2 protein-coding genes and 1 pseudogene are annotated in these 2,321 nt (G+C 64.7%); all 3 read left to right on the forward strand.

From position 1 onward, the window contains the following. Window positions 1-216 (forward strand): annotated as a pseudogene (gene mhpB, locus AC0L2F_RS35590) (3-carboxyethylcatechol 2,3-dioxygenase); the annotation flags it as partial. Window positions 217-261: 45 nt separating this feature from the next. Further along, window positions 262-2,073 (forward strand): FAD-dependent monooxygenase, encoded by a 1,812-nt coding sequence (locus tag AC0L2F_RS35595; RefSeq protein ID WP_007609505.1) that lies wholly within the window; start codon window positions 262-264, stop codon window positions 2,071-2,073. A gap of 24 nt (window positions 2,074-2,097) precedes the next feature. Beyond that, a partial coding sequence (locus AC0L2F_RS35600) for an alpha/beta fold hydrolase (RefSeq protein WP_473251504.1) occupies window positions 2,098-2,321 on the forward strand: 224 nt, incomplete at its 3' end.

The raw sequence follows: 2,321 nt of genomic DNA on the forward strand, positions 1-2,321 counted from the left end.
AGCGGCCAGATCTGGCGTGCCGACGCGCTCGACACCGACAAGGTCCGCGAAGTTGCGGGACGCGGTGCCAACGAGGTGCTCGCATGGGTCGCCGCCTTCGGCGCCTTCTCGACCGGCGGCCGCTTCAAGATGGAGCAGGAATTCTACGAGGCCATTCCGGGCTGGATTGCCGGCATGGCGATGATGGCGGCCAAACAGGCTGAAAGCGCTCACTGATCACGAAAACACCGCGCGAATGCGGAAGCATCGCGGAGCAGGCAAATGGCATACGAAACAGACGTGCTCATCATCGGCGCCGGGCCAACGGGCTCGACGACCGCTCTGGCGCTCGCGAACTGCGGCGTTCGCAGTCACATCGTCTCACGCGGCAACTGGATGGCCGACAGTCCGCGAGCCCACATCACCAACCAGCGGGCCAACGAGGTCTTCCGCGATCTCGGGATCGCGGACGACGTGGCGCGGTACGCGAGCCCCTGGGAACTGATGGGCGACACGACCTTCACGACTAGCCTGGCCGGCTCCGAGTTGATCCGGATGCGGACGTGGGGAACTGGCGACGATCGCCGCGGCGATTACCTGCGTGCCAGTCCGTGCGGAATGGTCGATATCATCCAACCGCTGCTCGAGCCCATCCTGTTCCAGAAGGCGGCCGAGAAGGGTGCGACCTTCGCATTCAACACCGAGTATGTCCGTCATGAGCAGGATGCGGACGGCGTAACGGCGACGCTGCGAGATCGCCTGGATGGGCGTGAGTACACCATTCGCGCACGCTACATGGTCGGCGCCGACGGCGCTCGATCCATGGTGGTCGACCATCTCGGGCTTCCGATCGAAGGCCAGATGGCGCGCGCCGGCACTGTCTACACCATCTTCAACGCAGATCTGTCCAGGTACAGCAAACATCGGCCGAGCATCCTGAACTGGATCGTCACTCCGGACGCGAGCTTCGGGGAGATTGGCATGGGGCTGCTGCGGGCGGTGCATCCGTGGACGCAGTGGATCGCCGGTTGGGGCTTCGATATCAGCAAGGGCGAGCCGGACCTTGCGCCGGAAGCGATCATTCCGAAGATCAAGGTGCTGATCGGCGACCCTTCGGTCGACATCGACATCGTGAGAACCTCGATCTGGTACGTCAACCAGGCCTACGTGACCCAGTATTCGAAGGGTAGGGTGCTCTGCGGCGGCGACGCGGTCCACCGGCATCCGCCGTCGAGCGGGCTCGGCAACAACACATGCGTACAGGACAGTCACAACCTCGGTTGGAAGCTTGCGTACGCCGTGAAGGGTTGGGCCGGTCCGAAGCTTCTGGAAAGCTACTCGCAGGAGCGGGCGCCGGTTGGAAAGCAGATCGTACTGCGCGCCAACCAGTCCCGGCTCGACTATGCCCCGCTGAACGCATGCTTCCGCGTGCCGGGCGCCGAGAATCCGGTCGCCGCCGGCATCGCGCGTTTTCGCGATCCGGGTCCGGATGGCGTCGCGGCCCGGAAGGCGGCGCAGGCCGCGCTTGATCTCAAGCAGACGGAATTCAATGCCCAGGGTACCGAGATGAACCAGCGGTACCAATCCTCGGCCGTGATTCCCGACGTCGGCGGCGAGCCAGAGCAATGGCGGCGAGATCGCGGCCTCTACAATCAGCCAACGTCGCGCCCGGGTGCCAAGATCCCGCATGCGTGGCTCGTCGATCGCGACGGCTTGCGGGTGTCGACCCTCGACGTGACGGGTAAGGGCCTCTTTACCGTCGTGACGGGCCTCGCCGGCGTCGCATGGAAGGAAGCGGCACTGCGCCTTGACCTCCCGTTTCTCCGGGTCGTCGTGACGGGCTCGCCCGAAGCGCAGGACCTCTATTGCGAGTGGCAGCGCATTCGCGAGATCGAGGAAGCTGGAGTTCTTCTTGTTCGCCCCGATGGTGTGGTCGCCTGGCGCGACATGGAGGGGACTTCGGACCCCGGAGAAGCCGTGGACCGGCTGAGCGCTGCGATACGGAGAGTCCTCGATGTTTCGGACCTTTCGGCGATCCCGCGCGAGAAGCCGCAGCCGCCATCGAAGCCCAGCGGCACCCCGCTCTTCGCCTGACACACAAACCAACGAGATCGAGTCATGAGCGACACAAGACCGGCGAACTTCTCCAGCGTCTGGGCCGACCTGCGGGGCGTGTCCTTCAAGCAGCACTTCATCGAGGCCGGCGGAATCCGGACCCGCTGCATCGAGTCGGGCGACCCGTCCAAGCCGCTCGTCCTGGCGCTGCACGGCGTCGGGGGCCATGCAGAGGCATATTCGAGGAATTTCGGCCCTCATGCCGATAGCTTCTGGTTCGTTGCCAT

The sequence above is a fragment of the Bradyrhizobium sp. Ken64 genome (genome assembly GCF_055807555.1).